The sequence below is a fragment of the Lolliginicoccus lacisalsi genome (assembly GCF_014841105.1).
Taxonomy (GTDB): domain Bacteria; phylum Actinomycetota; class Actinomycetes; order Mycobacteriales; family Mycobacteriaceae; genus Lolliginicoccus; species Lolliginicoccus lacisalsi.
In genome coordinates this window covers 587051-610260 of sequence record NZ_JACYWE010000001.1, presented here as the reverse complement: position 1 = coordinate 610260, position 23210 = coordinate 587051, and the positions used below count along the sequence as shown (strand labels likewise).

The 23210-nt window shown below is 68.5% G+C and carries 23 protein-coding genes and 1 pseudogene; 18 read left to right on the top strand and 6 right to left on the bottom strand.

The genetic code is table 11. The annotated features are described in order from the left end of the window. Window positions 1-76: 76 nt before the first annotated feature. From HT102_RS02800 to HT102_RS02790, 3 genes are all read left to right on the top strand, one after another. On the top strand, window positions 77-271 hold the full coding sequence (locus HT102_RS02800; protein ID WP_192037858.1) for a DUF3046 domain-containing protein: 195 nt from the start codon (window positions 77-79) through the stop codon (window positions 269-271). 247 nt (window positions 272-518) lie between these two features. Next, complete coding sequence (recA, locus tag HT102_RS02795) at window positions 519-1556, top strand: recombinase RecA (protein WP_192037857.1); 1038 nt, start codon at window positions 519-521, stop codon at window positions 1554-1556. Continuing rightward, window positions 1556-2110: a regulatory protein RecX gene (locus tag HT102_RS02790; protein ID WP_192037856.1), complete on the top strand. Its 555-nt coding sequence runs from the start codon at window positions 1556-1558 to the stop codon at window positions 2108-2110. Before recA ends, HT102_RS02790 begins: the two co-directional genes overlap by 1 nt. On the opposite strand, the gene HT102_RS02785 is transcribed toward HT102_RS02790, so the two are convergent. From HT102_RS02785 to HT102_RS02775, 3 genes are read right to left on the bottom strand one after another with little or no spacing between them, the layout of a single operon-like run. Then, on the bottom strand, window positions 2107-4812 hold the full coding sequence (locus HT102_RS02785; RefSeq protein ID WP_192037855.1) for a TRAP transporter permease: 2706 nt from the start codon (window positions 4810-4812) through the stop codon (window positions 2107-2109). The two genes, HT102_RS02790 and HT102_RS02785, sit on opposite strands and share 4 nt — an antisense overlap. 7 nt (window positions 4813-4819) lie before the next feature. After that, window positions 4820-5371 (bottom strand): DUF1850 domain-containing protein, encoded by a 552-nt coding sequence (locus HT102_RS02780; protein WP_192037854.1) that lies wholly within the window; start codon window positions 5369-5371, stop codon window positions 4820-4822. Next, on the bottom strand, window positions 5368-6369 hold the full coding sequence (locus HT102_RS02775; protein WP_225443067.1) for a TAXI family TRAP transporter solute-binding subunit: 1002 nt from the start codon (window positions 6367-6369) through the stop codon (window positions 5368-5370). The genes HT102_RS02780 and HT102_RS02775 overlap by 4 nt, the downstream gene beginning before the upstream one ends. A 361-nt stretch (window positions 6370-6730) precedes the next feature. Between HT102_RS02775 and miaB the strand changes: the two genes are divergently transcribed. Beyond that, window positions 6731-8260, top strand: a complete 1530-nt coding sequence (gene miaB, locus HT102_RS02770; protein ID WP_333473263.1) for a tRNA (N6-isopentenyl adenosine(37)-C2)-methylthiotransferase MiaB — start codon at window positions 6731-6733, stop codon at window positions 8258-8260. A 20-nt stretch (window positions 8261-8280) separates the two neighbouring features. After that, window positions 8281-8784: an Rv2732c family membrane protein gene (locus tag HT102_RS02765; RefSeq protein WP_192037852.1), complete on the top strand. Its 504-nt coding sequence runs from the start codon at window positions 8281-8283 to the stop codon at window positions 8782-8784. Here HT102_RS02765 and HT102_RS02760 read toward each other — a convergent pair. Beyond that, window positions 8781-10073, bottom strand: coding sequence for a DUF349 domain-containing protein (locus HT102_RS02760; RefSeq protein WP_192037851.1), 1293 nt, complete (start codon window positions 10071-10073; stop codon window positions 8781-8783). The two genes, HT102_RS02765 and HT102_RS02760, sit on opposite strands and share 4 nt — an antisense overlap. A 213-nt stretch (window positions 10074-10286) precedes the next feature. Here HT102_RS02760 and HT102_RS02755 point away from each other — a divergent pair, with 213 nt between their 5' ends. The 11 genes from HT102_RS02755 (at window position 10287) to HT102_RS02705 (ending at window position 20430) form a co-directional block, all read left to right on the top strand. Continuing rightward, window positions 10287-11000, top strand: a complete 714-nt coding sequence (locus HT102_RS02755) for a class III extradiol ring-cleavage dioxygenase family protein (protein ID WP_192037850.1) — start codon at window positions 10287-10289, stop codon at window positions 10998-11000. After that, window positions 10988-11905, top strand: a complete 918-nt coding sequence (gene miaA, locus HT102_RS02750; RefSeq protein ID WP_192037849.1) for a tRNA (adenosine(37)-N6)-dimethylallyltransferase MiaA — start codon at window positions 10988-10990, stop codon at window positions 11903-11905. The genes HT102_RS02755 and miaA overlap by 13 nt, the downstream gene beginning before the upstream one ends. A gap of 116 nt (window positions 11906-12021) precedes the next feature. After that, window positions 12022-12414, top strand: a complete 393-nt coding sequence (locus HT102_RS02745; protein WP_192037848.1) for a GntR family transcriptional regulator — start codon at window positions 12022-12024, stop codon at window positions 12412-12414. Next, complete coding sequence (locus HT102_RS02740) at window positions 12411-13286, top strand: ABC transporter ATP-binding protein (protein ID WP_192037847.1); 876 nt, start codon at window positions 12411-12413, stop codon at window positions 13284-13286. Before HT102_RS02745 ends, HT102_RS02740 begins: the two co-directional genes overlap by 4 nt. Beyond that, window positions 13283-14269, top strand: coding sequence for a hypothetical protein (locus tag HT102_RS02735; RefSeq protein WP_192037846.1), 987 nt, complete (start codon window positions 13283-13285; stop codon window positions 14267-14269). The genes HT102_RS02740 and HT102_RS02735 overlap by 4 nt, the downstream gene beginning before the upstream one ends. Window positions 14270-14285: 16 nt before the next feature. After that, window positions 14286-15365 carry a hypothetical protein gene (locus HT102_RS02730; RefSeq protein ID WP_192037845.1) on the top strand — a complete coding sequence of 360 codons (1080 nt, stop codon included), beginning with the start codon at window positions 14286-14288 and terminating at the stop codon, window positions 15363-15365. Window positions 15366-15463: 98 nt separating this feature from the next. After that, complete coding sequence (locus HT102_RS02725) at window positions 15464-16243, top strand: SDR family oxidoreductase (protein WP_192037844.1); 780 nt, start codon at window positions 15464-15466, stop codon at window positions 16241-16243. A gap of 4 nt (window positions 16244-16247) precedes the next feature. Further along, window positions 16248-16733 carry a MaoC family dehydratase gene (locus HT102_RS02720; protein WP_192037843.1) on the top strand — a complete coding sequence of 162 codons (486 nt, stop codon included), beginning with the start codon at window positions 16248-16250 and terminating at the stop codon, window positions 16731-16733. Between the two features lie 67 nt (window positions 16734-16800). Continuing rightward, window positions 16801-17676 carry a diaminopimelate epimerase gene (dapF, locus tag HT102_RS02715; RefSeq protein ID WP_192037842.1) on the top strand — a complete coding sequence of 292 codons (876 nt, stop codon included), beginning with the start codon at window positions 16801-16803 and terminating at the stop codon, window positions 17674-17676. A gap of 129 nt (window positions 17677-17805) precedes the next feature. Further along, on the top strand, window positions 17806-19236 hold the full coding sequence (hflX, locus tag HT102_RS02710) for a GTPase HflX (RefSeq protein ID WP_192038026.1): 1431 nt from the start codon (window positions 17806-17808) through the stop codon (window positions 19234-19236). Window positions 19237-19260: 24 nt separating this feature from the next. Beyond that, a complete protein-coding gene (locus HT102_RS02705; RefSeq protein ID WP_225443066.1) occupies window positions 19261-20430 on the top strand; it encodes a hypothetical protein in 1170 nt (389 codons plus the stop codon). Between the two features lie 56 nt (window positions 20431-20486). Here the strand turns inward: HT102_RS02705 and lexA are convergent, their stop codons facing one another. Then, on the bottom strand, window positions 20487-21137 hold the full coding sequence (gene lexA, locus HT102_RS02700) for a transcriptional repressor LexA (protein WP_232845160.1): 651 nt from the start codon (window positions 21135-21137) through the stop codon (window positions 20487-20489). 764 nt (window positions 21138-21901) lie between these two features. Here lexA and HT102_RS15785 point away from each other — a divergent pair. Both HT102_RS15785 and nrdR read left to right on the top strand, forming a co-directional pair. Beyond that, window positions 21902-22045 carry a hypothetical protein gene (locus HT102_RS15785; protein ID WP_225443065.1) on the top strand — a complete coding sequence of 48 codons (144 nt, stop codon included), beginning with the start codon at window positions 21902-21904 and terminating at the stop codon, window positions 22043-22045. A 284-nt stretch (window positions 22046-22329) separates the two neighbouring features. After that, window positions 22330-22806, top strand: a complete 477-nt coding sequence (gene nrdR / locus HT102_RS02690; RefSeq protein WP_192037839.1) for a transcriptional regulator NrdR — start codon at window positions 22330-22332, stop codon at window positions 22804-22806. Between the two features lie 15 nt (window positions 22807-22821). Here the strand turns inward: nrdR and HT102_RS02685 are convergent. Beyond that, window positions 22822-23210: pseudogene (locus HT102_RS02685) on the bottom strand (DUF3418 domain-containing protein); the annotation flags it as partial.

Sequence of the window (23210 nt, the reverse complement as noted above, 5' to 3'; positions counted from 1 at the left end):
GCCGACGCTTCCGCCTCTGGTGGCCGCGGTTCCTTCGGGAGTGCCCTGGTCGGCGGTAACGCAGTAGGGTGGGGCCGTGCGATTGACCGATTTCCAGGGCAAGGTCGAGAGCTGCCTCGGCGCCCGGCTTGGACCAACCCTCTTGCGCGACCACGTGCTGACCTCTCTCGGGGGCGTCACGGCGGAGCGGGCCATCAGCAGTGGCGTCTCGCTGCGCGAGGTGTGGCACGCGCTGTGCGATGAGTTCGATGTCCCGGAGCTGCATCGCTAGCATTCGAACGTGTGTTCGGTATAGTGGTGCCAGTCGTACCGGATCGGCCACGCGCGGAAGCGCGTCCATCGGGAACTCGCACCAGCGTGGATTCCCGGCCTGTGCATGGCGAGGTGGTTATCCACAGCGTGGGCGCGGGAACGCAAAATTGTCAGTGGCCGGTCGTACGGTAGCCATGAGTGGGGCACTGCCGGGTCTCACTGACAGGCACATCGCCGCCGCGCACCTAGTCCAAGGAGATTCAGACATGGCACCTGCATATGACCGCGAGAAGGCGCTCGAGCTAGCGCTCGCGCAGATCGACAAGTCGTTCGGCAAGGGCTCGGTAATGAGGCTGGGCGATGAGCCGCGCCAGCCCATCGCGGTGATCCCCACGGGTTCCATCGCGCTCGACGTGGCCCTGGGCATCGGCGGATTGCCGCGAGGCAGGGTCGTGGAGATCTATGGCCCTGAGTCCTCCGGCAAGACGACCGTGGCGCTGCACGCGGTCGCCAACGCGCAGAAGGCTGGTGGCATCGCGGCATTCATCGATGCCGAGCATGCGCTCGATCCTGACTATGCGCGCGCTCTCGGTGTCGATACCGACGCGCTGCTGGTCTCCCAGCCGGATACCGGCGAGCAGGCTCTCGAGATCGCCGACATGCTCGTTCGCTCGGGTGCCCTGGACATCCTCGTGATCGACTCGGTGGCCGCACTGGTGCCCCGCGCTGAGATCGAGGGCGAGATGGGCGATAGCCACGTCGGTCTGCAGGCCCGCCTCATGAGCCAGGCGCTGCGGAAAATGACCTCGGCGCTCAGCTCGGCCGGGACCACCGCGATCTTCATCAACCAGCTCCGCGAGAAGATCGGTGTGATGTTTGGTTCCCCCGAGACCACGACCGGTGGCAAGGCACTGAAGTTCTACTCGTCCGTGCGGCTCGACGTGCGCCGGATCGAGACGCTGAAGGATGGCACTGACGCTGTCGGCAACCGTACTCGCGTCAAGGTCGTCAAGAACAAGGTCTCGCCCCCGTTCAAGCAGGCAGAGTTCGACATCCTCTACGGACACGGCATCAGCCGCGAGGGCTCGCTCATCGACATGGGCGTGACGCATGGATTCATCCGCAAGTCGGGCTCCTGGTTCACCTATGAAGGCGACCAGCTTGGCCAGGGCAAGGAGAATGCCCGCAAGTACCTGCTCGAGAACCCCGAGGTGGGCGACGAGATCGAGAAGAAGGTCAAGGAGAAGCTCGGTATCGGCGCGGTGCTCGACGCCGAGGTGGAAGCTCCTGCTGCGGAGTTCTGATGAGCCCGCGCGCCGAGGAGCAGGAGCGGTCGCCCGAGGAGTGGCAGGCACACGCCAAGAGCTTGTGCCTGCGCTGGCTCGCGATGCGCGCCCACACCCGCGACGAGCTGCGGACGAAGCTGGAGAGCAAAGGGATCCCCACCCCTATCAGCGATGCCGTGCTCGAGCGCTTCGCCGAGGTCAAGCTCATCGATGACGCCGAGTTCGCGCAAGCATGGGTCCGCTCGCGGCACCAGTACGCGGGCAAGGGCAAGCGTGCGATCGCCAATGAGCTCAGGCGCAAGGGGGTCGACGATGAGGATGCACAGCACGCGCTGGGCACCATCAGCGATGACGACGAGCGCGACAGGGCCCGCGAGCTCGTTGATAAGCGCTTGCGCGCGAGCGCGCCCGTCGACTGGAGCGATCCGCGGGAGAAGCAGCGCGCCATTCAACGGCTGGTCGGAATGCTGGCCCGGCGGGGCTACGGCCCCTCCATCTCCTACAACGTCGTCACCGAAGCATTGCCGCTCCACGGCGGGACAAGCGATGGTTTGCTAGACGAGCCCTACTAGCTCCCTGGCTCAGCCTGCGCTGGATCAGCCTGCGCCGGATCAGCCTGCGCCGGATCAGCCTGCCGGTCGCTCGCTGCCCTGGCGTCCTTCCGGATGCCGCGTGCATGCAGGCTCATCACGATCACTCCGAGGGCGAGTCCCGCGACGTCCGTGAGCACTCCGTAGTGCACCAGCATCAGGCCTGCGGCCCCCAGCACAGCGCGCCCGGCCCAACTGATCCGCTCATGAAGGAATCCGACCACCGCGATGCCGAGGAAAAACACCCCGGCCAACGACGACACGATCGCGAGAATGCCCTGGCCCCAGTTCACATCCTGCAGCAGCAGCTCGGGACTGATCACGAAGAGGAACGGCACCACGAAGCCCGAGACCGCGATCCGCACAGCGTTGCCTCCGGTGCGGATCGGATCGCCGCCCGAGATCCCGCATGCCGCGTACGCGGCCAGGCACACCGGGGGAGTGATATCCGCCATCACGCCGAAATAGAACACGAACAGGTGAGCCGACAGGATCATCGCGACCGTGGCCTCCGGCAGATCACCCTGGAGCAGCACTACGATCGCTGGCGCAGCGAGGGTCGCGGTCACCACATAGTTCGCCGTCGTCGGCAGACCAATGCCCAGGATCAAGCACGCCAGCATCGACATCGCCAGCACCGGGATCAGGTATCCCCCGCCAAGACTGATCAGGCCATCAGCGAGCTTGTGGCCCAAGCCGGTCAGGGTGATCATCCCGGCCAGGATCCCCGCCGCCGCGCACGCCACTACGATGGGCAGCGCGATGCGCGTTGCTCCCACCAGTCCATCGGCAAGGCTCGCCACCGACAGCTTCTCGTCGGAATCCCGCCCCCATCCCGCGAACAACACGACCAGCGGTGTCACGACCAGCGCTAGCAGGAACGAGGTCACCACGATCGACCATGCCCGCGACATATCCGGCAGCATCAGATCGACTGCCAGATCCACGAGCCACATTGCCGAGAGCACCACGGTGAACGGCACGATCAACCGCCACGATTCCCGCATGGCCACCGGTAGGGGCTCCGCAGCGTCCTTGTCCGGGGCGAAGCCACGCTTGCGCGCGACCATCTGCGCCAGCACCGCCACGAGCACGCCGAGCACCAGCGCGACCACCGTCATCCGCAACAACGGTGACAAGCCGGGCAGCGCTGCCCCTACGAGCCAGTGCAGCGCGGCTGCTCCCAGCACAGTGACCGCTGTCCAGGCCAGCAGCGTCAACGCGCCCTGGGCCCGGTCGGACGAGGGGCGCGGGGCGGCGACAAGCCCCCTTCCCGGCGCGACCGCCACGACTAGAGGGTGCATCAGCTGGACCAGCACGTTGATGCCGATCGCGATGGCGATGGATGCCATCGCCGCGAAACCCGGGCTGAAGCCCATCGACAGCAGGAGGAAGATCGCCACGATCGGAACCAGCAAGTACCCCTTCGCCGCCATGATCTGCCGTACGCTCGGCAGCATCGACTTGGGGATGCCCCCGATGCCGAGGCGCCGCGCATCAAAATGGATCACGACGAACTGCGCGGCAAAGAACAGCACCGCCGGGATGATCGCGGCCTTCAGGATCTCCGCGTATGGGATGCCGGTGATCTCCATCATGATGAACGCGCCCGCGCCCATGATCGGTGGGGCGATCTGCCCGCCCGTTGAGGACGATGCCTCCACCGCTCCCGCATAGTTCGGCGAATAGCCGGACTTCTTCATCATCGGGATCGTGAACGCCCCGTTGCTGACGGTGTTCGCGACCGAGGAGCCGGTGATCGTGCCGGAGAACGCGCTCGTTGCCACGCCCACTTTGGCGGTGCCGCCCCGCGACCATCCGGTGGCGCCCAGGGCAGCATCGGTGAAGAACCGCTCCATGCCGGTGCGCTGCAGGATCGCGGCGAAGACTAGGAACAGGAAGATCACCGTCGCCGATACCCGCACTGGAGTGCCGAAGACTGCCTCATCGGTGAAGAAGGAGACGTTGACGATGCGGTCGAGGCTGTGGCCGCTATGGCCGAGGAATCCCGGTAGCACGGGCCCGTAGTACGCATAGGCCAGCATCAATGAGGCGAGGACGACCAGTGCAGGGCCGAGGACGCGCTGTGCTGCCACGAGGATGAGCAGCAAGCCCGCCGTGCCTACCGCGATGTTCGCCGGGTCCAGGATGCCTGCGGTGCGCAGGATGGTTTCGTAGTTGGCGAAGACGTAGTACCCGACGAGCACGCTCAGCACCGCCATCGCCACATCGCCGGCGGGAATCCCCCCGATCGACACGGGAACATGGCGTGCCAGCTGGGTGAGCGCGATCACGAGCAACGACGGCACCACGATGTGCATCCCCGCGACGCCTTGCGCGAGCAATGCCGCGACGACGAGCACGCCGGCCACCACGAGCGCGGTGCCTATTCGCTTCTGCCGCGGGGACGTCCATGTCCTGGCGGGATAGAGCAGGAAGATCAGCGCAACGGCGAGGGATACATGGAACGGTCCTTGCTGCCGGGCGGGCAGGGATCCCTCGAACAGTGGCGAGGTCAGCACATGGAACAGCGCGAACGCCAGCGCCACCACGAACACCGCCCACTTCCAGGCCGCGCGCTCATCGACGCGGGTGTGCTCGGTGGATTCGAGGGCATTGTGGTGCTCGAGCTCGGCGATGTCGGTGCTCAGGCTGGCGTCGCGGGGCGGTGGTATGGCGGGCACGGTGGCATTACCTCGTGGTGGGGGCGTGATTGGTTCGCAGGTCGACCCGGGCACCGGAGCGGACGAGGTCGAGCAGCCGGACCGCGGTGCCGCCGGGCACGGTAATCCTATGGCCCACCGAGGGGTTGCCCACGATCATGGGCACGATGCCGAGGGGCCGGTCGTGGTGGAGCACGCGGAACTGGCCGTCCTCGACGAGGAATGTCGTGGTGACGCCATTGATGGTCTCGGGGCCGCCGGGCAGGTTCGCGCCGATGCGGTCGAACACCATCTCTCGCATCGTCAGCGCGCCCTCCTCGTTGACGGAGAACACCTCGTGGACGGGGCGCTTGTGCACGGAATGGATGTGATCGAGCGTGATGGGCTCGCCCGGCGTGATGGGGGCGGAGTACACGACCTCGCCGGTGTCGTGCGAGAACACCTCGAAGCGGAGCTGCTCATCGCTGGTGGAGCACGCGATGCTGGCGAGACCGCCGACGATGACCAGCAGCGCCGCACCACGATGCGGGGGCACCCGGCGAAACCGGATGCCCCCGCGATGGCGGACGGGGATCGTCACGGCACGCTGATGCCGTTCTCCTCGAAGTACCGGGCCGAGCCGGGATGCAGCTGCACCGGGCCAAGCCCGTCGACGGCCGAGTTGAGGATGATGTCATCGCCAGCGGAATGCTGGACCTCGCGGGAGTTCTCGTACATCACCCGGGTGAGGTCATAGGCGAGCTGCTCATCGAGATCTGCCTTCGCGTAGAGCGTCGCCCAGGCGGTGACCGTGTTGTTCGAGCCATCGACGCCGGAATAGGTGCCGCCAGGGATGACATGCGGGGAGAGCAGCGGGTTCTCGGCGAGGAGGCGGTCGAGCGCCGCGCCCTGGATGTTGAGCATCATCACATCGTTGGTGGTGGCGAGCTGCTCGATGCTGCTCGTGGGAGCGGACAGGATTCCGAACGCGGCATCGACCACGCCGTCGCCGAGATTGGTGGCCGCATCGCCGAAGCTGCTGTCGAACTGCTCGGCGAGGTCCTCATCGGGGTCGATGCCATAGGCCTCGAGCACCTGCCCGGCGAGGGTATTGGTGGCGCTGCCGAGCGGACCCATCTCGATGCGCTTGCCCCGCAGGTCCTCGATGGAGGTGATGCCCGTGCCCTCGACGGTGACCACCTGCAGGATCTCCGGGTAGATGTTGCCCAGCGACCGGATGCCCGCGGGGTCGCCGAGGGGGTTCTCCTCGAAGTCGCCCGCGCTGGAGACCGCGTCAGCGGCAGTGGCGTTGACGCCCATCGCGAGCTCGACCTCTCCCTGGTCGAGCTGGCGGAGGTTGTCCACGGACGCGCCGCCCACGGTGGCGGTGATCGAGTAGTCCTCGAGGTTGTTGCTCCACAGGTTGGCGATCTCGCCGCCGAGCGGATAGTAGGTGCCGCCCGTGGAGCCGGTGGCGAGGGTGAGGTCGTTCTCCCCACCGACGGCGCAGCCGGCGAGAGCGAGGGTGGCCACGCCCGCTGACGCTGCAGCGAGCATGCGACGCGTGATGCCCGGCCGGTGGGTTTGGGTAGTGGTCATGGAAAAGCTCGTCCTCTCCTTGCGGATGGCCCACGGAATAGGGGCCTGGTGCATCTCGTGCTGGGGGCCCCGGATGGCGGTGCCATCGAGCGCGGGGGCGGTTCCTGGGCATGCCCGTCCCAGTCTTGACCAGATCGGTCACCGAAACGGACGAATTGCGGTAACAACACCGTGACGTCCTGGCGGGAGGGGTGGCGCGCCGGGCCGGCCAGGCGTGGGTGCTCGATCCGGCCCCGCAACGGGCCGGGGCGCGCCGGGGCCCAGCGATCCAGACCCGTTGATGCGCAAAAGCCGTGGTAGCAGGCTTGGTCGGGGATGGCGCGCTCCCGTACACTGGGCGGTCGTGAGCACTACCCAGGACATCAGCGAGGCCATCTCGCCGCAGCAGCGCACGTACCAGATCCGCACCTACGGATGCCAGATGAACGTGCACGATTCCGAGCGGCTCGCGGGGCTGCTCGAGGATTCCGGCTATGTGCCTGCCAACGAGGGGGCCGAGCCGGACCTCGTGGTGTTCAATACCTGCGCGGTGCGGGAGAACGCGGACAACAAGCTGTATGGCAACCTCGGTCACCTGCGGCCATCGAAGGACGCGAACCCGGGCATGCAGATCGCGGTGGGCGGTTGCCTGGCGCAGAAGGATCGCGACGTCGTGGTCAAGCGCGCCCCCTGGGTCGATGTCGTGTTCGGCACGCACAACATCGGGGCGCTGCCCGCCCTGCTCGAGCGCGCGCGGCACAACTCGGAGGCCCAGGTGGAGATCATCGAGGCGCTCGAGGCGTTCCCGTCCGGGCTCCCGGCCAAGCGGGATTCCGCCTACTCGGGCTGGGTGTCGATCTCGGTGGGGTGCAACAACACCTGCACGTTCTGCATCGTGCCCGCGCTGCGCGGCAAGGAAGTGGACCGCCGCCCCGGGGATATCCTCGCCGAGGTGCAAGCGCTCGTGTCGGAGGGCGTGCTCGAGGTGACGCTGCTCGGCCAGAACGTCAACTCGTACGGCCGCTCGTTCGCGGATCCGGAGATCCCGCGCAGCCGTGGAGCTTTCGCTGATCTGCTGCGGGCCTGCGGCGGGATCGAGGGGCTCGAGCGGGTCCGGTTCACCTCGCCGCATCCCGCGGAGTTCACCGACGATGTGATCGCCGCGATGGCCGATACCCCGAACGTATGCCCCCAGTTGCACATGCCGCTGCAATCCGGCTCGGACCGGATCCTCCGGGCCATGCGCCGCTCGTACCGCAAGGAACGCTTCCTGGGCATCATCGAGCGGGTGCGCGAGGCGATGCCGCATGCGGCGATCACCACCGACATCATCGTGGGCTTCCCCGGCGAGACGGAGGAGGATTTCGAGCACACTCTCGATGTGGTGCGGCAGGCCCGCTTCTCCAGCGCGTTCACCTTCCAGTACTCCAAGCGGCCTGGAACGCCCGCCGCGGAGATGCCGGACCAGGTTCCCAAGCATGTCGTGCAGCAGCGCTATGACCGGTTGATCGCCGTGCAGGAGCAGATGAGCCTCGAGGAGAACACGAGGATCATTGGTTCCACCGTTGAGCTTCTCGTCGCGACGGGAGAGGGACGCAAGGATGCCGAGACGCGCCGCATGAGTGGCCGTGCCCGCGATGGGCGGCTGGTGCATTTCCGGCCCGACGGTGCCATCGACGAGGCGATCCGGCCCGGGGACATCGTGACGACCACCGTCACCGCTGCCGCGCCACACCACCTCGTCGCGGATGCACCGATCCTGGCGCACCGCCGCACCCGCGCGGGGGATGCCGCAGCGAGCGGACAGACTCCCAAGACCCCGCCGATCGATACCACCCCGACCGGCGTCGGGCTGGGGATGCCGCGGCTCGGCGCCCCGGGCCCCGCGCCCCAGACGACAGGATGCTGCTGATGGCCGACCATGCTCCTCGGATGCCCGACCCCGCGGACAGGTTCGCGCCCGATGCCCCCGGCACGCGCGATGGAGCGTCGGTGGAGATCGATCCGGGTATTTTCGCCCTGCTCGCGGCAGTGCTCGTGCTGGTGCTCGTGGGCTCCTTCGCCCTGCCGCACACCGGTGCCGCGAACGGCTGGGATGTGCTCGTGAGCTCCGAGGCCGCGCGCGAGCAGTCGGTGAAGGTCATGTCGCAGCTCTTTGTGTGGTTCGCGCTCGTCTTTGGGGCTGGATTCTCCATCGTCAGCCTGATCACGCGTCGCTGGGCGGCGGCGCTGATCGCCTCGGGCGGCTCGTTCGTCGGTGCGGTGCTCGGCATGCTGGCGGTGTGGTCCCGGCAGACCCCGACCGCTGCCGATCTCGCGACCGCGAGCGATGCGGGCCCCGGAGCTGGGCTCATCCTGGGCCTCGTGGCGCTGGGCGCGCTGTTCCTGACGTGGTTCTCCGTGGCGGTCAGCCGCGCGCCCGCCGCCGCGCGCTAGCGGGAGCTAAGCGCATCCTCGGCAGTGGCAGCCCACTCCCGCCACTGCTGGGCCTGGGCGCGAGCCTTCTCCGCGTCCTTCGCCCGCCCGGCGGCCTCGGCCTTGGCGGCCTGCTCCTCGAGCTGCTGAACGCGCTCGCGGAACTGCGCGGCCCGTGCCTCGGCCTCCGGGTCGCTGCGGCGCCACTGCGAGGCCACCGCGTCCCGCACGCGCGATTCGATCGCCTTGAACCGTGCCTCGAGTTCGTGGATGCGATCGCGCGGAACCTTGCCGATGGCCTCCCAGCGTTCCTGCATGCGTCGTAGCTCGGCGCGCGCGGCCTCGAGATCCTTGGACGGGTCGAGCGACTCCGCCTCGGCGAGCAGCGCCTCCTTCGCGGTCGCGTTCTCCGCGAACTCCGCATCGCGCTCCGACGCCGCTGCGTTGCGGGCCGCGAAGAATGTGTCCTGGGCGGCCTTGAAGCGCTTCCACAGCGCATCGTCGGCTTCCTTGGGCGCACGCCCGGCTGCCTTCCATTCCTTCATCAGGTCGCGGTACGCACCCGCCGTCTCGCCCCATTCGGTGGAGGCGGACATCGCCTCGGCGCGGGCCACGAGTTCTTCCTTGACCGTCTTGGCGTGAGCGCGCTCGCGGTCGAGCTCGGCGAAGTGCGCGCCACGGCGCCGGTTGAAGCTGTCGCGGGCCTTGGAGAATCGCTTCCACAACGCATCGTCGGTCTTGCGGTCGATCCCGCGAATGGTCTTCCACTCGTCGAACATCGCGCGGAGCCGGTCGCCGGCAGCCTTCCACTGGGTGGAGTTCTCCGCGACGTCCTCGGCCTCGGCGCACAGGGCTTCCTTGCGGGCGACCTGTGCGGCGCGTTCCTCCTCGCGACGGTGGTGCGCCCGCTCGGCGGCCGCGTCGGCACCCGAGATGATGCCCTGGAGCCGGGCCTCGAGCGCGGCGATGTCGCCGATCACCGCGGCGGTGGGAAGGGTCTCGAGGAGGTGCCCGGCGGCGATCTTGGTCTTCTTCGGGTCGCCCGAGCCCTTCGCGAGGCGGGTCTCGAGGAGCTCCACCTCCGTGGCGAGGTCGTCGCAGCGGCGCGCGAAGTGCGCGAGCCCCTCGGATCTATCGCCAGCATGCCAGGATCCGATCTGCCGCTCCCCGTCCTTGGTGATCAGCCACACGGTGCCGTCGTCGTCGATGCGCCCGAACTCGGTGGGCGAGTGCGGCGTGGCCGCTTTGGCATTCTCGTGGCCGGTCAGGGGGGTGACGATTCCCTGCTCGTGCGGGGTGGTCCCGGTCATGGTTCCTCATCTCTGCCGCGCGTCACGGCTGCCGTGCCCTGCCCGGTGGACGGGCTGGCCTGCGATGGTCATGTCGTGGTGGATCGACGACACCACCTCCATTCAACCGCGAAGACGTCCGCGAGGCCATCAAATCCTGCCAGAAGCGTGTTTCTCCTGCCGGGAAGGCTCGCTCGTTTCGCATCGCGCGAGCCCGCTCGGTAGCGTTGTGCCGTGCTTGCTGCTGCCGCCGTGGCCCCTGGCCCCCCGCTGCTGGTCCCGGAGCTTGCTGGTGCCGCTGCCAGCGAGACGGCGGGGATGCGCGCGGCCGTGCTAAGCATGGCGGCCGGGCTGGCCGGATTGGCGCAGCACTGGATCATTCTCGGCACGGACGGCGCCGGGGGGGAGTTCGGGCCCGCCGCCGCGGGCACGTTCGGAGGCTATGGCCGCGAGATCGTCGTCACCCTCGGGCAGCCCGGGGCCGAGCCGGATCCGATGCTGCCGCTGCCGGTGCTCATCGGTGGGTGGATCCGCGGACAGGCAGCTCCGGATGCCACCTGCGAGGCGCGGATCGTGAACGCCGGGTTGGCCGCGGTCGAGGCCCTGGCGTGGGGGCGCGCGCTCCGCGCGGAGCTCGACGCGGATCCTCGGGCCATCGGGGTGCTTCTCGTCGCCGACGGCTCGATCCGCCTGACGGAGAAGGCTCCGGGAGCGCTCGACCCGCGCGCGGTGGAGTGGGAGGACCGCCTTGCCGCGGCGCTCGACACCGGCGATCAGCAGTTCCTCGCCGCGCTCGACGCGCAAGCGTGCCAGGCGATGGGCGTGGCGGACCGGGCTGCCTGGACCGTCCTCGCGGGCTTGTTCCCGGACGGTCCGGCGCGCGTCACCGATCGGCATGACAGTGCCCCCTACGGGGTGGGCTACCACGTGGGGATATGGCTGCCGTGACATCGCCTGTGGGCCGGCCGGTCGCGGTCATCGGACCCACCGCCACCGGCAAGTCCGCCCTCGCGCTCGCCCTCGCCGAGTTGCTCGGCGGCGAGGTCATCAACATCGACGCGATGCAGCAATACCGGGGCATGGACATCGGTACCGCCAAGCTGCCCCTCGCGGAGCGGCGAGGCATCCCGCACCACCAGATCGACACCCTCGATGTCACCGAGACCGCCACGGTCGCCCGCTACAAGGAGTGCGCGACCGCGGACGTCGAATCCCTGCTCGCAGAGGGCAAGGCGCCCATCATCGTGGGTGGCTCGATGATGTATATCCAGGCATTGCTCGATGACTGGCAGTTCCCCGCCACCGATCCGCGAGTGCGCGCGAAGTGGGAGGAGCGCCTCGCCGAGATCGGGGGACGGGCCCTGCACGAGGAGCTCGCGCGCATCGATCCCGAGGCCGCCACGACGATCCTGCCCACCGATCCGCGCCGCACCGTGCGTGCCCTCGAGGTGATCGAGCTGACAGGGCAGCCGTTCGCGGCCTCGGCGCCCACGATCGGTGACCCCCGCTGGGAGACCGTCATCATCGGTGTGGACCGCGATACCGCGGAGCTTGACGCGCGCATCGCGCAGCGCACCGAGCAGATGTTCGCCAGCGGGCTCGTCGATGAGGTGCGCGATCTTCTCGGCGCGGGGCTCCGTGAGGGTGTGACCGCTTCCCGCGCGATCGGATACGCGCAGGTGCTCGCCGCCCTCGATGGGCAGCATGACCTTGCTGCTGCGGCTGAGCTGACGACGCAGGGGACCCGGCGCTACGTGCGCAGGCAGCGGTCCTGGTTCAAGCGCGATCACCGCATCCACTGGTTCGATGGCGGTGCGCCCGGGCTCGCGGGAGATGTCGCGCGCCTGCTGTAGGTCGCTCGGCCCGCGCGATGCTGCGGGCCGCACTGAAGTTCTCCCCGAGTTGCGGAGCATCAGGCACCGCGCTAATACTTATAGTGCTAATGAACTAGTGAATTAAGGAACCTCATGTGATTGCCTACCGCATCGACCGCGCTTCCGGCATCCCCGCCTACGTGCAGCTCATCGCCCAGACCAAGCGCGCGCTCCGGCTCGGCCAGCTCGCCCCCGGCGACAAGCTGCCGACGGCAAAGGAAGTCGTCACCGAGCTCGCCATCAATCCCAACACCGTGCTCAAGGCCTACCGCGAGCTCGAGACCGAAGGACTCGTCGAGCCCCGCGCTGGGCTCGGCACGTTCGTCACCACCACCCTCGCCAAGCCCGGCATGGCCGAGACCGAGATCCTCCGCGCGCAGCTCCGCGCCGCTTTCGCCACCGGCCGGGACGCCGGCCTCGACCGCGATGACATCGAAGCCCTCGTCCACGACGCGCTCGACGCCTACTTCACCGGAGACCAGCCATGAACACTTCCGCCTTGAGCTTCCGCGACGTCCACAAGTCCTTCCGCCGCCACACCGCGCTCGCCGGCTGCACCCTCACGGTCAACGAGGGCAGCATCACCGGGCTCATCGGTGCCAACGGCGCGGGCAAGTCCACCCTCATGTCCCTCGCCGCGGGATTGCTGCGCGCCGACGCGGGGACCATCGACGTGCTCGGAGCCCCTCCGGCACGCGGTCACATCAGCCACGGGGTCTCCTACCTCGCCCAGCACAAGCCGCTCTACCCCAGCCTCACTGTGGCGGAGATGATCCAGTTCGGCGCCGATACCAACGACGACTGGGACAACGACTACGCCACCACCATTGCCACGAGCACGGGCATCAAGCCGACCACCCGTATCAAGCACCTCTCGCCCGGGCAGCGCACCATCGTCGCTGTCGCACTAGTCCTCGGGCGGCGACCCCGGCTGCTCATGCTCGACGAGCCCATGGCCGACCTCGACCCGCTCGCCCGCCGCACCGTCGCCCAGATCCTCATGGGCGACGTCGCCGAGCACGGAACCACCATCCTGCTGTCCTCGCACGTGCTCAGCGAGATCAGCGACCTCGCCGACGAGATGATCCTGCTCGGCCACGGCCAGGTCCACCTCCAAGGCAGCATCGACACCATTGTCGCCAGCCACTACATCCTCACCGGGACCGGTGACCCCCACACCGTCGCTGGGCCCGCCACGCTCATCGACACCCGCGGAACCACCGGTTTGCGCGGCCACCTCCTGCGCGGCGACGCGCCCATGATCGCCACCAGCGAATGGTCCCTCGCCCCGGCCACGCTCGACGATGTCGTGCTCGGCTACCTGCGCAGCGACGCCAGCCTCGAAGGAGCCCTGGGATGATCCGCACCACCTGGCGCGAGCATCGGCTCCTGCTCGCCATCGTCGTCGGCGGCCTGCTCGCCCTCGCGGTCGGCATCGGGATCGCGGTACTGCTGCTCGCGGACTACCGCGCCACCCACGGCACCACGCCCCGCTACGCGAGCGAGCAATGCCGGGAGGCAGCGTGCTACGCGGGCGCCTTCCTAGCAGGACTTCCCGGCCCCACCTCGCTGCTGCCCATCCTGGTTGGCGCCCCCATCGGTGCCGCGGTGATCGCTCGCCCCATCGAATCCGGCCAGCACGTGCTGGCCTTCACCCAATCGCGCACCAGATGGTCCTGGTTCGCAGCCCGCATCCTCATCGTGTTCGTGCCCATCACTGCGGCGACGACCGTTCTCGGAGCCGTGCTGATGCTCGGGCCTGGGGATTCCCTCAGGTTCCGTGGCGACCAGTTCGCCTCCACCTTCCCCGTGCTGGGCAGCCACATGCTGCTCGGACTGATGCTGGGCGCCGCAATCGCGCTGCTGCTCCCGCGCGGCGTGGCAAGCACCTTCCTCGCCGTTCCCGCCGCGGTCGCCGCGATGTTCCTCGCCACCATGATCCTGCTGGGCATCCGGCCCGATCTTGTCGAGCCCGTGCGCACCGAGTATCCACTGAGCGCCGCGTGGCACGGAGTACCGATCAGCGTCGCGAGCGAGGGCCACGCCGCGTGGCGGATCGCAACAGGGGTGGAGGACTCCGGTGGACGGCCGATCGCCGACCCCGGCAAGCGTTGCGCTCAGGGAAACACATTCCAGTACACCCCCGAGGACGAGCGCGAGGGCTTTGTCTTCTCCGCGGCCGAGCTCGCGGACTGCCTGCGCGGGCTCGGCGCCACCACCTACGCGGTCCATGAACACCCGGACACGCATTTCTGGCCCATGCAGTGGCGCGAGACCGGCCTCGCGCTGCTCGCCAGCGCCCTGCTGCTCGTGATCGCCCGCACGCGCCTCGCCCGCATCTAGCACACCGGGAGAAACCATGACCGTCACCGAATCGCCACGAAAGCACCTCCGCGTCCAGCCCTATCGCACCGTCTGGCGGCAGCACCGCCGCGGCGTGCTCGCTGTGATCCTCGCCTTCATCGTCCTGCTCGCCATCGCCGCCGCCAGCCAATACACGTGGAACCATGCGTTCTGGGGCGCGGGCGGGCAGAGCGACCGGCTAGCGAGCATCGCCAACCTCATCAACATCCTGGTCCGGCAGGGATCGCTCCTGCTGCCGGTGCTGCTCGGCATGCTCCTCGGAGCCGGATTGATCAGCCGCGCGCGCGACACGGGCCGCCATGTCCTCGCGTTCACCCAGGACAGCACCCGGTGGCAGTGGTATCTCGCGCACCTGCTCGTTGTCCACATGCCCGTTGCCGCGGCGGCCGCGGTGTACGCGCCGCTGGTGCAACGCTTCGACGCCCCGGCACCGATGCCCTGGCAAGGGCGCTTCAGCCTCGAGCACTTCCTTGCCACCCCGCTCATCGCCGGGCTCTCGATGCTTGCTGCCCTGCAGGTCGGCGCGCTCATCGCCCTGCTGCTGCGCAATCCACTGGCCGCGATGCCCGTCACTCTCGTGGTCCTGCTCGCTGCGGGATCCTTCATCACCCTGCAACTGCGCCCCCACTACGCCACTCCCGAGGTCACCATCATGGCGGTGGAGGAAGGGGTGCTGGGCGGCTACGGCGCCGCCTACGCAACGAACGAAGCTCGCTTGCCGTGGATGCTCGAGCGCGTCCATGTCACCGCCGACGGCCGAACCGTCGATCACACCGGCGAGCATTGCCCCTGGCCGAGCCGACCCTGGGACTACCCGGAGATGCAGCCCGGCGACACCCAGGAGACCTTCGATGCCCGCGTCGAGGAGATCGAGCGGCAGCAGGCACAACAGTTCGACGAGGACGCGCTCGTTGTCGCGCAATGCCTCCGCGATCGCGGTGCCGATCACTTCGAGGAACGATTTCATCCCGATTCCCGGTTCTGGCTCTTCCAGGCAACCGAGGCGGCACTGTTGCTGCTCATCACCGGGCTTGCTCTCGCGGTGGCGCGCTGGCGCATCGGCCGCATCGACTAGCGCCCGGATGCGGGAGCCGCGAGCCGCTACCAGGCTTGATGCCCGCCATCCGCTAGCCTCACGGCATAGCCTCACCGCGCGATGCAAGGAGTCAACCCGTGACCGAGCAGGACACCCAAGCCGTAGCCACCCAGCGCGTCGCCATCGTCACCGGCGCCGCACGCGGGATCGGTGCCGCTATCGCGGAGCGGCTCGCTGCCGATGGCATGGCCGTGGCTGTGCTCGATCTTGACCAGGATGCCTGCGCCAGCACCGTGGACGCCATTGCCGCGGCTGGTGGCACAGCCCTCGCCGTGGGCGCCAATGTCGCGGACGAGCAATCCGTGACCAACGCGATCGCGGCCGTGGCCCAAGGGCTCGGAGCGCCCACCGTCCTGGTCAACAATGCCGGCATCATCCGTGACAACCTGCTGTTCAAGATGACCGTCGATGACTGGGACGCGGTGATGGGCGTTCACCTGCGCGGCGCGTTCCTGATGGCGCGGGCCGTGCAGAAGCACATGGTGGACGCGGGCTACGGCCGCATCGTCAACCTGTCCTCCACTTCCGCGCTAGGCAACCGGGGCCAGGCCAACTACTCCGCCGCCAAGGCAGGCATGCAAGGCCTCACCAAGACGCTGGCCCTCGAGCTCGGCCGGTTCGGGGTGACCGCCAACGCCATCGCGCCCGGATTCATCGCCACCGACATGACCGCCGCGACCGCCGAGCGCATCGGGATGGGCTTCGACGAGTTCAAGAAGGCCACTGCTGCACAGATCCCCGGCGGCCGCGTCGGTGTCCCCGACGACATCGCCCACACTGCCTCCTTCCTCGCCTCGGAGGGGGCCGGGTTTGTCTCCGGGCAGGTCATCTACGTCGCCGGCGGGCCGAAGGACTAGCGCCATGCAGGTATTCGCGACGCTCGATGATCTCGTCCACGCGCGCGCCGCCGCTGACGGGCCTTTGCCGCTCGGCACGGGCGAGTGGCACGAGGTCAGCCAGCACGCGGTGGACCTCTTCGCCGAGGCCACCGGTGACCACCAGTGGATCCACACCGACCCCGAGCGCGCGGCGCGCGGCCCCTTCGGCGGCACCATCGCGCACGGCTACCTCAGCCTGTCGCTGCTGCCCCTGCTGATGCGGACGGTGTACCGCGTCGACGGGCTCCGCATGGCGGTGAACTACGGCAGCAACAGCGTGCGGTTTCCCGCGCCGCTTCCCGTCGGCTCGCGCGTGCGGGCCCGGGCCGAGCTGCTGGGCATCGTCGCGAAGTCTGGTGGGCAGCAGCTCACCGTGCGCGCCACCATCGAGCGCGAGCACCCCGAGGGCGAAGCGGATGCCCGGCCCGTCTGTGTCGCCGAGACCCTTGCGATCCTGTATCCGGCATAGCTCACCGGCGATCCACCCACCAGCGCAGTAGCCCCGGCCAGCCAACCCAGCCAGTATCGTTGACCACATGCACCCAGGAGTTCCGTTCAGCAAGGGCCATGGCACGCAGAATGATTTTGTCATCCTGCCGGATACCGCCGTGGCGCTCGACCTCGATGCGCAGGTCGTTGCCAGGCTGTGCGACCGGCAGCAGGGAATCGGCGCTGACGGCGTGCTGCGGGTAGCGCGGGCGGGCGCGCTGGTCGCCGCTGGCGTGCTGCCCAGCCTGCCCGAGGACGTGCAGGACGACGATTGGTTCATGGACTACCGCAATGCTGATGGCTCGATCGCGGAGATGTGCGGCAACGGCGTGCGGGTGTTCGCGCACTACCTGCGGGCCTCGGGCCTGGAGGAGCGTGCTGCGTTCACGGTGGGGAGCAGGGCGGGTGCTCGCCCGGTGACCGTCCATGAGGCTGGTGCCACGCTCGGCGCGGTGACCGTCGACATGGGCATCGTTCGGCAGCTCGGGGAGAGCCACGCCTCGGTGGGCGGTCGTGAGTTCGCCGGCATTGGCATCGATGTGGGCAATCCGCATCTCGCGTGCATCGTCGAGGGCATGTCGGCGGAGGAGCTGGGTGGTTTGGATCTCGGCGATCCAGAGTTCGATCATGAGTTCTTTCCCCACGGGGTGAATATCGAGATCGTGACCCCCCTGGATCAGGGTGCCGTCTCCATGCGGGTCAACGAGCGGGGCGTCGGCGAGACCCGCTCGTGCGGCACGGGCACGGTCGCGGCTGCGGCAGCGGCCCTGCTTCAGGCCGGGCAGCAGGAGGGCGAGGTGTCGGTCACTATTCCGGGTGGGACGGTCGCGGTCACGGTGCAGGGCGGGCGAGCTTGGTTGCGCGGCCCATCGGTGCTGGTCGGCGAGGGAATGCTGAGCGGGCAGTGGTGGGCGGATAATTAATCGCGCTGCCTGGCGTATCCCCGTATCATCGGAAGCATCACATCAGTAGATGAAGGGGTGACCGCGCTTTTGCGGCAATCAGTGAATACTTTTCCGTCCGGGCATGACGTTCCCGCTGGCGATAGCGCCATCGAGCTGTCCGGCGAACCCATTCCAGCGCATCAATCCAGCCATCGTGCTGATCCCTCCGCCGGTGACCTGCAGCTCGAGGAACGCACGTCGTTGCGCCGTGTGCGCGGGCTGTCCACAGAGCTCACCGACATCACCGAGGTCGAGTACCGGCAGTTGCGCCTCGAGGAGGTCGTTCTTGCCGGGGTGTGGACCTCCGGCTCCGCCGCGCATGCCGAAGCAAGCATGCGCGAGCTCGCGGCGCTCGCCGAGACCGCGGGCTCGGTAGTGCTCGAGGGCCTCATCCAGCGCCGTGACAAGCCGGACGCAGCGACCTACCTGGGTTCCGGCAAGGCCGCCGAGCTGCGGGAGGTCGTCGAGGCGACGGGCGCGGACACCGTGATCTGTGATGGCGAGCTCACTCCGGCGCAGCTCACCGCGCTGGAGAAGATCGTCAAGGTCAAGGTGATCGACCGTACCGCCCTGATCCTGGACATCTTCGCCCAGCATGCGACGTCGCGGGAGGGCAAGGCCCAGGTCTCGCTGGCGCAGATGGAGTACATGCTGCCCCGGCTGCGTGGCTGGGGCGAGGCGCTGTCCCGCCAGGCTGGTGGCCGGGCTGGCAGCAATGGCGGCGTGGGCCTGCGTGGTCCCGGCGAGACCAAGATCGAGACGGATCGGCGGCGCATCCGCGAGCGCATGGCGAAGCTGCGCCGCGAGATCCAGGCGATGAAGAGCTCGCGCGACACCAAGCGCGCGCGCCGTCAACGCAACCAGGTGCCCGCGGTGGCGATCGTGGGCTATACGAACGCGGGCAAGTCCAGCCTCCTCAACGCGCTCACCGATGCGGGGGTGCTGGTGCAGAACGCGCTGTTCGCCACCCTCGATCCCACCACCCGGCGCGCGGAGCTCGATGATGGCCGGGAGTATGTGCTCACCGACACAGTGGGCTTCGTGCGGCACTTGCCCACCCAGCTCGTCGAGGCGTTCCGCTCCACCCTGGAGGAGGTGACCAGCGCCGACGTCCTGCTCCACGTGGTGGATGGCTCGGATGAGTTCCCTCTCGAGCAGATCAACGCGGTCCGCCAGGTCATCGATGACGTGGTGCGGGAGCAGGAGGCGCCGGCGCCGCCGGAGATGCTGGTGATCAACAAGATCGATGCCGCGGACCCCGTGGCGCTCGCGAAGCTGCGCCGCACCCTGCCCGATGCCGTCTTCGTCTCTGCCCACACGAAAGCAGGGATCCCTGGCTTGCGGACGCGGATCGCGGAGATGCTCACCCGCACCGATGTCGAGGTCCTCGTGGAGGTTCCGTACTCGCGCGGCGACCTGGTCTCGCGCATTCACGCCGAGGGCACGGTCAGCTTGGAGACCCATGAGTCCGAGGGAACGCGGATCCGGGCGCATGTGCCGCCCGCGCTTGCCTCCGTGCTCGTGGACTATGGGCTGTAGCATCTCTCGGTTATGCTGCGCGGCATGATCGCAGGACGAGCGCGCGCCCGTGCAGCAGGAGGAGCGCTAGCGCTGGCGCTGTGTGCTCACCCCGTCGGCATGCTCGCGCATGCGCAGGCGCCGCCGAGCGAGGAGGAGCCCGCGACCGCGAATCTCTGCGTTCCCGATGACGCGGAGCTCGGCGAGCTTTCCGGCCTGACAGTCATGGACGGGGTCGTGTACGCCATGCCCGACGGGGGCAATGAGGTGCGCATCGCGGTCCTTGAGGACGCGCTCGACGGAGCATGCGAGGTGAGTCGCTGGATCCGGGGCGCCACCAATCCGTATGACCCCGAGGATCTAGCGGCGTTCGGTGGGAACCTGTGGATCGGTGACTTCGGGGACAACGCGCGGTCCCGCGAGACCATTGCGCTCATCCGGGGCGATCCAGCATCGGGCGAGTCCACGGTGCATCGGCTTGCGTTCCCCGATGACCGTCCCCGCGACGCCGAGACACTGCTCATCGACGCGAACGGCATGCCGATCCTGGTATCGAAGTGGTTCGGCGTGGGGGAGGTCTTTGTGCCGCGCGGTGGTCTGTCGGTGGAGGACCTGCCTGCGGATAGCACGACGCCCCTGGAGCATCGCGGCGAGATGGCCTTTCCCATGACCAGCACAGTGGGTGGCCCGCTCGGATCGGTGGGGTCGACGCTCGCGACCGGGGGAGCGGTCAATGAGGCGGGCACGGTCGCCGCGGTTCGGACGTATACCGATGCCTACCTGTTCGCCGATGCGAGCGGTGACCTCGTGCACGCGTTGACCACCGAAGCGGTTCGTGTGCCACTGCCGGGGGAGCCGCAGGGCGAGGCGATCGCGTTCACCGCCGACGGGGACTTGCTCACTGCCTCGGAGGTGGGGGATGCCTCGCTGGATGCCGAGGGCTCGGCGACCACAGCATTGCCTCCCATCGGTGTGGTGCGCGGGGCCGAGCAGCTCGCCTGGGACGCGATGGCGCAGCGTGGTGAGAGCACCACGACCTTCGTGCCGGGCGATCCCGAGGCCGACCATGGTGCGGCTGGCATCGACGAGGCGGACCGGGCCAGCAGTTCCACGGTTAATTGGGCCCCGATCCTTGTGGCTGGCACGGCCGGGATCGCGCTTCTCGGCGTTCTCGCCGCGATCGCGGCATACGTCGCGCGGCGCCGATCGCCCTAGTGCGTGGATGAAGCCGAGGGGGGATCCGCGCGGTCGCGATTGCCCGGCGGGCGGGCTCAGAGCTTGCGGATGACGGATACGACCTTTCCCAGGATCGTGGCGTCATCACCGCGTATGGGGCTGAAGTGCGGATTGTGCGGCATCAGCCAGACTGCCGAGCCGTCCCGCTTGAAGGTCTTGACCGTGGCATCGCCGTCGATCATCGCGGCGACGATGTCACCGTTGATCGCGTCCTCCTGCTGGCGCACCACGACCCAGTCACCGTCGCAGATCGCGGCGTCAGTCATGGACTCGCCGACGACCTTGAGAAGGAAGTGCGCTCCATGCCCGACGAGTTCCTGCGGGAGGGGAAACACATCCTCGATCGATTGCTCCGCGAGGATCGGGCCACCGGCAGCGATGCGGCCGACGAGCGGCACGTACACCGCGGTCGGCGCATTGGTGTGGTCATCGGCGGTGTCAACGGAATGGACCTGGCGGAACGACCCGGCTCGCTGCGTGCCCGATTCGGAGGTGGGTGCGGGCTCGGAGCCGCGGGCATCAACGGCGCGGGGCCGGTTCGGGTCGCGGCGCAGGTAGCCCTTCTTCTCGAGGGCGCGCAGCTGATGGGTGACTGATGAGGTGGAGGTGAGCCCCACCGACTCGCCGATCTCACGGACACTGGGCGCGTAGCCCCGGTTCTCGACCGACTCCCGGATGACCGTCATGATCGCGTGCTGCCGATCAGTCAGTGGCGGGAGGCCGTTCTCGGGTGCCACGGGCTCCGCGATCGCGACGGGCGCGGTGCGCGGGCTCCTCTTCTGCGGTGGCATCGATCCATCCTCCTCGTGCGGGGCATCCAGCGGGGACTAGAGCGACAATATCCAGCTTGTCGCAATAATTCAAACAGATGTTCGATGGGATGGCCGCGTTTGCCGAAAAAGTGTCGGACGCCCGTGGTAGAAATCGAACACCTGAGCGATTGAGGTGCTCGGGCCGCCAACCGGCGATGGAGTCCACGGGAAGGATCCGCACCATGATCGACAGCAATGCACCACGATCGGGGCAGGACCAGCAGGGCGAGCGTGCCACCGCTGCCAGGCAGGGGACCAGCGGGGCCGCCGTGCGGCGGCCTTGCTCGTCGAGCGGCTGGCGCGCCAGCGCGGCAGGCCCGGCCCGGCCGGGGCATGCCGCTCCTCGAGGTGGGCGCCATGCCCCCGAGCCGCGCTCCCAAGCGATGCTGGGCCTCAGTGACGGGCGGAGGCCACCCCCGGGGCACGCGCTGCCCCGCCATGCGCGGCCGCGTCCAGTTCCGGGGCCGGGTGCCCCCGCTTCGCTGCCGGGCCGCCGCCCGCCCACCCGCCGACCTTCCTGCGCCGTGCCGCGCGGGCTGGCTCGGCCATCCGGACCACGGTTCCCGCGCGCGCTGGCGTGCCACTCCTCGCCGCGCCCCGGAGCATCGCGTGGCGAATCGGGCCTGGCTAGCTTCCTCATGTTCGCCCTCGTCATCATGGCGATGGCCTCGGTCGTGCTGTGGAGCCTCCTCGTGCCCGCTCCCGGGCCGGGTTCCGCTCCCGGGCAGCCCGATACCCGGGGGACGGTCCCGGGCCTGATCCAGACCGAGCCGGGGATGTAGCGATGATCCGGGATGCTGTTTCGCGGGCTCCAGCGGAGATGCCCGAATTGACGGTACTTGCGACAAAGCGTTGCACAGCATACGTTCAACAGCGAGCGTGCACGCGTTACACAGGCCTTGTGCGACTCGGCGATGACTTGGACCAGGCGCGCAACTGGATCTTGCTCGCGCAGGATCCTGGCGCCGCCGGGCCTTGCCAGCGGGAGCCGCGGCAGGTGACGGGCCTGGCAGGGCCGGTTCCTGCGCCGCGCGCCGCGCCGAGCGACCAACACCGAGGAGTGACGATGCGCTGCCCCTTCTGCAAGTCCACCAACTCGCGCGTCGTGGATTCGCGCGAGGCGGACGAGGGGCAGGCCATCCGGCGTCGACGCTCCTGCACTGATTGCGGACGACGATTCACGACAGTGGAGACGGCAGTGCTCGCTGTGCTCAAGCGCAGTGGCGTGACCGAGCCATTCAGCCGCGACAAGGTGATACTTGGCGTCCGCTCGGCATGCCAGGGCCGCGACGTCGACGAGGACGCGCTGCATCTCCTCGCGCAACAGGTCGAGGACACCGTTCGAGCGAGTGGCGCGGCTGAGATCCCCAGCCATGAGATCGGCCTCGCGATCCTCGGCCCTCTGCGTGATCTCGACGAGGTGGCCTACCTGCGCTTCGCCTCGGTGTACCGGTCCTTCACCTCTGCCGAGGATTTCGAGAAGGAGATCGAGACACTGCGCAAGCACCGCGCCGCGGACGCGCGCCACCCAGCGCACAGCTAGAGCGGCTGAACGGCCTCAGGCGGGCCGACGCGCGAGCTCCGTGATGGCGGAAAGCACGCGCTGCTCCGACACCGGGCCCGCCGTGCCGACGGCCTGGGCGAACAAGCTGACCCGGAGCTCCTCGATCATCCAATGCACAGCCACCACCGCGTCGCTCGCGCGCGCACCGTCGGGCAAGCGGGCCAGCACACGATCGAGCTCCCCATACACGCGGTCGAGGACGGCCATTCCACGAGCCTCCCGCGTGGCGCTGCCCGGCAGCGCGCCGATGCGCTTGCGCGCCGCCACGAGATACCGCGCCATGTGCGCCAGCCGCCCCATTCCGCACTCGGTGACGAAACCCGGATGGGTCAGGCTCGCTAGCTGCTCGCGCACATCCTCGACCGCCTCGACCGACACAGCAT

What these genes read in the sequence shown, in the direction of transcription:
- recA (WP_192037857.1), top strand. Translation starts at nt 519, where the DNA reads ATGGCACCTGCATATGACCGCGAGAAGGCGCTCGAGCTAGCGCTCGCG.
- nrdR (WP_192037839.1), top strand. Translation starts at nt 22,330, where the DNA reads ATGCGCTGCCCCTTCTGCAAGTCCACCAACTCGCGCGTCGTGGATTCG.
- HT102_RS02705 (WP_225443066.1), top strand. Translation starts at nt 19,261, where the DNA reads ATGATCGCAGGACGAGCGCGCGCCCGTGCAGCAGGAGGAGCGCTAGCG.
- HT102_RS02775 (WP_225443067.1), bottom strand. Translation starts at nt 6,369, where the DNA reads ATGACCACTACCCAAACCCACCGGCCGGGCATCACGCGTCGCATGCTC.
- HT102_RS02730 (WP_192037845.1), top strand. Translation starts at nt 14,286, where the DNA reads ATGACCGTCACCGAATCGCCACGAAAGCACCTCCGCGTCCAGCCCTAT.
- HT102_RS15785 (WP_225443065.1), top strand. Translation starts at nt 21,902, where the DNA reads ATGTTCGCCCTCGTCATCATGGCGATGGCCTCGGTCGTGCTGTGGAGC.
- HT102_RS02740 (WP_192037847.1), top strand. Translation starts at nt 12,411, where the DNA reads ATGAACACTTCCGCCTTGAGCTTCCGCGACGTCCACAAGTCCTTCCGC.
- HT102_RS02790 (WP_192037856.1), top strand. Translation starts at nt 1,556, where the DNA reads ATGAGCCCGCGCGCCGAGGAGCAGGAGCGGTCGCCCGAGGAGTGGCAG.
- HT102_RS02760 (WP_192037851.1), bottom strand. Translation starts at nt 10,073, where the DNA reads ATGACCGGGACCACCCCGCACGAGCAGGGAATCGTCACCCCCCTGACC.
- HT102_RS02735 (WP_192037846.1), top strand. Translation starts at nt 13,283, where the DNA reads ATGATCCGCACCACCTGGCGCGAGCATCGGCTCCTGCTCGCCATCGTC.
- lexA (WP_232845160.1), bottom strand. Translation starts at nt 21,137, where the DNA reads ATGACGGTCATCCGGGAGTCGGTCGAGAACCGGGGCTACGCGCCCAGT.
- HT102_RS02720 (WP_192037843.1), top strand. Translation starts at nt 16,248, where the DNA reads ATGCAGGTATTCGCGACGCTCGATGATCTCGTCCACGCGCGCGCCGCC.
- HT102_RS02765 (WP_192037852.1), top strand. Translation starts at nt 8,281, where the DNA reads ATGCCCGACCCCGCGGACAGGTTCGCGCCCGATGCCCCCGGCACGCGC.
- dapF (WP_192037842.1), top strand. Translation starts at nt 16,801, where the DNA reads ATGCACCCAGGAGTTCCGTTCAGCAAGGGCCATGGCACGCAGAATGAT.
- miaA (WP_192037849.1), top strand. Translation starts at nt 10,988, where the DNA reads ATGGCTGCCGTGACATCGCCTGTGGGCCGGCCGGTCGCGGTCATCGGA.